The sequence below is a fragment of the Hydrogenophaga sp. NFH-34 genome (assembly GCF_021401345.1).
Taxonomy (GTDB): domain Bacteria; phylum Pseudomonadota; class Gammaproteobacteria; order Burkholderiales; family Burkholderiaceae_C; genus Hydrogenophaga; species Hydrogenophaga electricum.
This window is the reverse complement of sequence record NZ_JACBGE010000002.1, coordinates 322,045-328,192: the sequence shown is the minus strand read 5'-3', so window position 1 is coordinate 328,192 and position 6,148 is coordinate 322,045. Positions and strand designations below refer to the sequence as shown.

Annotated in this window: 6 protein-coding genes and 1 pseudogene; all 7 read right to left on the bottom strand. The window is 65.9% G+C overall.

Features of this window, described 5'->3' with window-relative positions:
- Window positions 1–121 precede the first annotated feature (121 nt).
- Window positions 122–664, bottom strand: a pseudogene (locus L0977_RS03395) (IS5 family transposase); the annotation flags it as partial.
- Window positions 665–790: 126 nt separating this feature from the next.
- Window positions 791–2,746 (bottom strand): relaxase/mobilization nuclease domain-containing protein, encoded by a 1,956-nt coding sequence (locus L0977_RS03390; RefSeq protein WP_234263294.1) that lies wholly within the window; start codon window positions 2,744–2,746, stop codon window positions 791–793.
- Between the two features lie 271 nt (window positions 2,747–3,017).
- Complete coding sequence (locus tag L0977_RS03385) at window positions 3,018–3,569, bottom strand: S26 family signal peptidase (protein ID WP_234263293.1); 552 nt, start codon at window positions 3,567–3,569, stop codon at window positions 3,018–3,020.
- The gene (locus L0977_RS03380; RefSeq protein ID WP_234263292.1) at window positions 3,566–4,147 is read right to left on the bottom strand and encodes a DUF2840 domain-containing protein; all 582 of its coding nucleotides are present in this window, start codon (window positions 4,145–4,147) and stop codon (window positions 3,566–3,568) included. The genes L0977_RS03385 and L0977_RS03380 overlap by 4 nt, the downstream gene beginning before the upstream one ends.
- Window positions 4,144–4,416: a chromosome partitioning protein ParB gene (locus L0977_RS03375; protein WP_234263291.1), complete on the bottom strand. Its 273-nt coding sequence runs from the start codon at window positions 4,414–4,416 to the stop codon at window positions 4,144–4,146. Before L0977_RS03375 ends, L0977_RS03380 begins: the two co-directional genes overlap by 4 nt.
- On the bottom strand, window positions 4,413–5,051 hold the full coding sequence (gene parA / locus L0977_RS03370) for a ParA family partition ATPase (protein ID WP_234263290.1): 639 nt from the start codon (window positions 5,049–5,051) through the stop codon (window positions 4,413–4,415). The genes L0977_RS03375 and parA overlap by 4 nt, the downstream gene beginning before the upstream one ends.
- 244 nt (window positions 5,052–5,295) lie before the next feature.
- On the bottom strand, window positions 5,296–6,141 hold the full coding sequence (locus tag L0977_RS03365; protein WP_234263289.1) for a replication initiator protein A: 846 nt from the start codon (window positions 6,139–6,141) through the stop codon (window positions 5,296–5,298).
- Between the last annotated feature and the right edge of the window lie 7 nt (window positions 6,142–6,148).

Sequence of the window (6,148 nt, the reverse complement as noted above, 5' to 3'; positions counted from 1 at the left end):
CCGAGAAGTACCTGCTGCTGGCCTGCCTCAACCTCGTGGAGTGCGTGGCCTACATCGGTGCAAAGTAGCAGTCCAAATGAGCCGCTTGCGGCCGGTCAAGATGGGTTGACTGGACGCTCACGGCTTTCATTCCAAAGTGCCACTGATTGCCTTTCTTGGTCTGGTGCATCTCGGGGTCGCGTTCGCCGAGGCTGTTCTTGGTCGAACTCGGCGCGGCAATGAGCGTGGCATCGACCACGGTCCCGCTCTTGAGCAGCAAACCCTTGGCCGCCAGCGTGGCGTTGACAGTGGCCAGGATCTGCAAGCTCAGGTTGTGGGCTTCGAGCAGGTGGCGGAACCGAAGAATGGTGCTCTCGTCGGGCAGGTTGTCTTCCCCGGCATCCAGACCCACGAACTCGCGGAACAGCGCCATGTCGTACAGCGCTTCCTCCATCGCCGGGTCCGAGAGATTGAACCACTGCTGGATGAAATGAATGCGCAGCATGGTCTCGACGGCAAACGGTGGGCGTCCACCCTTGGCACCTGGTGCGGGCGCGTGCGGAGCGATCAGCGACACCAGCTCGGTCCAAGGCACCACCAGATTCATCTCATCGAGGAACTCGCGCTTGCGCGTCCTCTTGGTTTTGCGCTCGAATCCGCTCTCGCCCAGGCTCATCTGTTTCATGCCGTCAATGTCTCACATCGGGCCAAGGGCGCAGGGGTTGTGCAGACCTTCCTTAGGCCAGTGTAGTGGGAGAAGCCTCAATTTCTGTTCTGACGTGTCGGTACCTATCAGGTAATCATCGTTGATCTATATCACTGTCCCCAACTGCCGCCTGAACTCCCAGGAGACTTGGTTGCCGTGCACAGACACTGCGAGTTTCTGTCCTAGCCAAGGCTCGATTACCGACCTCCACGGCACCAAACTGAACCCCACGCCGTCATCAAGCATCGCGAAGCGCCCGCTGGCGAGCATGATGCTGCGGCGATAGATGCCAGCAACGCGGTTGCCATCTGTCACCGGGCGATGTTCCCGTCCGGTTTCAGCCGCAATGTCCTGTGCGGCCTTTGCCAACTCGCGTCCGCGTAACGTCGCCAACAGATTGCGCGCCAAAATCACACGCTTCCCGCGTCGCTCTGCCAGCCCCTGTTCGACCAAAAACTCGGCACGCTGTTGCAGTGCATCCTTGACCTCGCTGCCAAAGCCCACGTCGCCCAGCCCATTACCGCCGCCGATCAACTGCTGATCCAGCCAGGTCGCGCCGATCACACGAGCCTGCTGCTCGATGGGCAAGTGTGATTTCAGTTCCACGGACACGCCACCGCCCAGACGCTGCGCGTCGTACTGACGGCCGCGCTCGGCCAGGCCGTCGGGTACGCGCCAGACGCCTTCGTTGACACGCTCCACGATGCCGGCGCGACGCAGGGCTTCGAGCCGGCGCACATGCGCCGCCACTACGTCGCGCGGGTCACGGTCGGGCGTAGCCTGGCTCTGCGCAAGCGCAAGGTGATGGTCGGTGCGATAGATGCCGTCCACCGACAGCGCTGCGATGTTCCGGTCGGCCGCGCGCATGTCGGTCGAACCTTTCACCTCCACCACGGCGCCGGTTGGGTATTGCTCCAGTTCCGACCGCGGCGGCAGCGCGACGTAGTGCGCCTTGCCATCCGTGCCATCGACGATCAGATAGCCTTTGTCATACATTTCGTCGGCCAGTCCCTTGCCGATCACCCGGCCGACAATGGCGCGGCCATCCTCGCTGGGCTGGAACACGGCCAGCTCGCGTTGCTTTCCACTCATGGCGCGCTGCATGGTGCAGATGATGTCTCCGCGTTCGCCCATGGCTCGCAGCGTGGGTTCAGCCTCTGCATGGATGGCCCAAGTGCCGGGTAGTTGCTCGTTTGCCAGACCCATGCTCCGCAACCGCTGTAGGCGCCCGATTAGCACTTGCCGCTGGCGTTGCAGCCGGGGCTCGGCCAGCGTCTCCGCACCCACAAGGCCGTCCATGGCCACGCGCTGCAAGGTGCGATCCAACCCCGTCCACCGCTCCTGATCGACTTCGCGCTGCATGGTGCGGTGGATCTCCAATTCGGTGCGCGGTCCCAGCCATTCAGTCGCCAGTTCGGCGGCCCGGTGGCGCATCCCCTCGGCGATGTAGTCACGCGAGATGATGAGGTCTTTATTGGTGTCATCCTTACCACACAGGACGACGTGCGTGTGTGGGTTGTCAGTGTTCCAGTGGTCCACCGCTACCCAGTCCAGTCGCGTGCCAAGGTCGGCCTCCATCTGCGCCATCAGGTGCCGGGTATAGGTGCGCAGGTCATCGAGCTGTTCGGCGTCTTCCGGTGAGACGATGAAGCGGAATTGGTGGCGATCCTCGCGTCCGCGCTCCTCGAAAGCGGCGGTGTCCGCCGCGTCTGTCGTCGGGCCATAGGCGTGGCCCGGCCCGCCTTGGCGATCAACCCCTTCGCGTTCGATGTAGCGCAGGTGCGTAGCGGCTGAGCGCGGACCGGCCTTGGCCAGATGGACCAGTCGCGCCTTGATCGTCACGCGGCGAGCGTTGGGCGTGAGCGAGGCCCCGGCGAAACGGGCCGCGACGTGGCCTCGCCCCAGCCGGGAACCCGGCCGCTGGCCGGCTTTATCAATCGTATTGCCGAGCTTGGCTCCGGCCTTGTTGGTCTGGCGCAGCACCTTATTGATGAAGGCGTCGCCGCGCTGTTTCGGCGTGCCGGGGCGGATCCGAAAGTGGTGGTCATTGCTGCGGCTCATCGGGCGACTCCATCCAAGACCGGCGCAGTCAAGCGGGCGAAGCACGCGCCTTCTCCAATACCCATGCGGCATTGCGCACTCTCGCGGCACGCTGCGGCTCCCTGGAGCGTGCCGCGCCACCCCCACGTGCAGACAGGGTTTTCAGGCGGCCGGGTGCCGCGACCTTTTATCTTGCCCTGCATCTTTCCCCGCGCATTCACGCCGTCCACCGGGCCGGTGGGCACGGTGAGGCGATGCACCGGTGGCAGCGACGACTGCCGTCGTGCGGCCGTCATGGCTGCTCCTGCAGCCACAGCGTCTGCGCAATGCCGATCACATCGACGGTGCGCACCGGCCCGAAGTAGCGGCTGTCAAACGATGCCGGATTTGCCGTGCTGAGAAGGAAAACCTCGTCAGCCTGCAGGCGGCGGCATTGCGACCAGTCATGCAGCGGGCGGCCCATGCGGTCTACGCTCAATGCGGTGGCCACGGTGTGCCCGTCGATGCGCACAACCCGGCCGGTGATGCATACCCGTTGTGGTGGTACGGCGCCCACGCGCTTGAGCAACGGCACGTGCAGCGGCAGGTAGTCGCGCTGCGCGGCCAGTGCAGCGGCTTCGGCAGGCAGGTGGACGAGCACGATGCTTCCGACCTGCAGCTCAGTTGGCTGCTGAGTGGGGTCCTGCTCCAGCGGCTTGACGCTGTACCAGCCCACCGGAACGCTGTCTGACGGGTTGTAGACCAAGCGCGGCAAAGGCTTGGCGAATGAGGCCCAGGCAAGTGCTGTCAATGCGACGGCCGCCGCGCTGCTGAGCGCAAGGAAGGAAGCACGCGAGCTGCTCATTGCAAGTCCCTTGTGGTCAATGCTGCGGCGTGACGCTCGGCGGTGTAGGCAGGCAATTGCAGCGGAGCGGCCGAGGGTCCAGAAGTCCAGGCCGGCAGGCGGTTGCCCAGCATGCCCCAGTACGCGGGGGCGACGGTGCAAGCGTCGATGCCTAGGGCCTCGATGGCGTCGATCTGCTGCAGCACTGTGCGCACCTTCAGTTCGCCTTCGGCGTGCAGCAACAGGCGTGCCCCCGGGCGCACGCCGGGCAGGCGCTGCAAGGTATCCAGCGGATTGCCGGCCTGCAGCACCATCAACTGCCACAGCGTCGTGCCATGGTCATTGGCCTGCCAGCGCACGCGGCAGAACATGGCCATTGGTTTGAAGACGGCGCAGCGCCGCCAGTGGTCGAGCTGCACCGTGCGCTCGGGTTGGCCAAAGCGCAGGTAGAGGTTGAACCTCTCATGGACATAGGCCAGCGAGACGCGGGTCAGCGGCGGGGTGCCGGCCGGGTTGCGCTGCAGCGCAAGAGGCTGCGGCAGCGGCGAATGTGCTGCGCCGTGCGCGACCGTGCCATCGGGCGTGGATTGCATGTTCATGGGGATGTCTCCGAACGGGATTGAGGGAATTCGCGCTCCAGCAAGGCGCGCAGCAACTCGGCCACGGTGGTGCCTTGGGTGAACGCCGAGACCTTGATGCGCGCGCGCATGTCGGGCGTAACGTCCAGCGTCAGGCGGGCGGTGAAAAGGTCGCCTTTCTGCAGGTTTTCGCCATCGCCCTGACGCACCCATGCCTCAGCCTGCGGGTTGGCCGGCGGACGCGAGCCAATTGCGATGCGCTTGCCACGCTGCGTGCGTTCTTCCGTCATGACGGCCACCGCAGCAGTTCATCGACCAGTGCGGCCACCTCGCGCGCAGCAGCGCTGTCGGGCGAGATTTCACAAGCGAGCCGGCCGGCGGCCACGCTGTCGGCGAAAACGATGCGCTGGTGCACTTCAGAACGCAGCGCGGGCAGCGGCTGTTCCGCCAGCGCCTGGCGCGCTTCGCGGCCGATGACGGTGGTGCTCACGCGCCTATTGATGACAAAGGCCGCGCGCAGTGCCGGGCGGAACACCTGGGCTTCGCGGATCAACGCCACCATTTCGGCGCTGGCCCACAGGTCGTAGGGGCTGGGTTGCACCGGGATGACCACACGGTCAGCAGCCAGCAAGGCGGAGCGCGCCAGCGCCGCGATGCGCGGCGGGCCGTCGATGACGACGTGATCGACCCGCCGGGCGAGTTCCGGCGCCTCCTGGTGCAGGGTTTCGCGGGCCAGGCCGACGGCGCTGAAAAGCCGGGGCAGGCCCTGCTGGCTGCGGCGCTGGGTCCAGTCCAGTGCCGAGCCTTGCGGATCGGCATCGAGCAGCACCACCTGCTGACCGCGCAGCGTGAGCTCGCCCGCGATGTGGGTGGCCAGCGTGGTCTTTCCCACGCCGCCTTTCTGGTTGAGCAGGGCCAGGATCATCGCGTGGCCCCGTCTGCTCGTAGCGTGGTGGCAGCGGCGTGCCGGTCGTCACTTGTCCACCGAAACGGCGCGCTCCCACCACCAGTTAGATGAATCTGGTTAGGGCAGTTACGGCCGGTGCAAAGCCGCGCCGCCATTGGGCTGGCGGCCGATAGGCACGCCTGATGGCACGATGGACACACGCCTGATGGCACGTGGCTGCACACGCCCGATGGCACGAGCCCGTCCACAGGCCATGAACCGCTTATCCCCGTGCCGTGGGCGGCACCGGCCGAAACGTCAGCACTTCGGCGCCCGTGCCCGGCATGCGGAAAATGCCCAGGCGGTAGCCGGGCATGGACTGCCGTGCTACCAGGGCGCGCAGATCGCAGGCGAAGTCGTGCGGCTTGGCCGTGCTGCCCGATTTGCGGTGCAGGTGCTTGAAGTCGAACTGCCAGCCAGCGGGCTGGTGCCCGCCGTGTTTGCGCACCAGGCGGTAGAGCCAGCGCTCGATGCCGCCGGTGAGGTCGAAGTAGGCCGGATCGATGGTCAGCACCAGAGCGGCATCCAGCACGCCCGCGTAGAACCAGTCCGGCAGGATCAGCTCGATGCCCAGCGGCGTACCGCGGGCGTCGGCCAGTTCCTTCCATTCGTTGATCCACGAAAACCGGTGCAGGCGCCGCCCGGTGGTCTCGCGGATGGACGTGGCCACCGTGGTGGACTGCAGCCGGTCGAGAGCCGCTTTGAGACGCTGGTAGTCGCGCAGCGAGACCCCGCGCCCGATGAAGCGCAGGATTTCGTAGGGCCGGGCGCGCATGAGGCGCGAGGTGGTGATGCCGGCGTCGCGCGCTTCCACAATCTGGCTGGCGGCCCAGATGAGGATGTCGGCGTCCCAGATGGTTGCGATGCCGTGTTCCTGCGTGCCTTCCACGCGGATGGCGACGTTGCCGCTGCGAAAGTCGATGGGCTTGGTGCGACGGGACTTGGCCAGTGAGAAGAAGGGGTAGGCCATCAGGTCCTGGCTGTCGCGCGGCGCCATGTCGCCCGGCAGCGCGCGGAACAGGTCGAGCTGTTCCTCCGGGCGCTGGGAGCGTGGCGCAGGCAAGGTCATCGGCCGT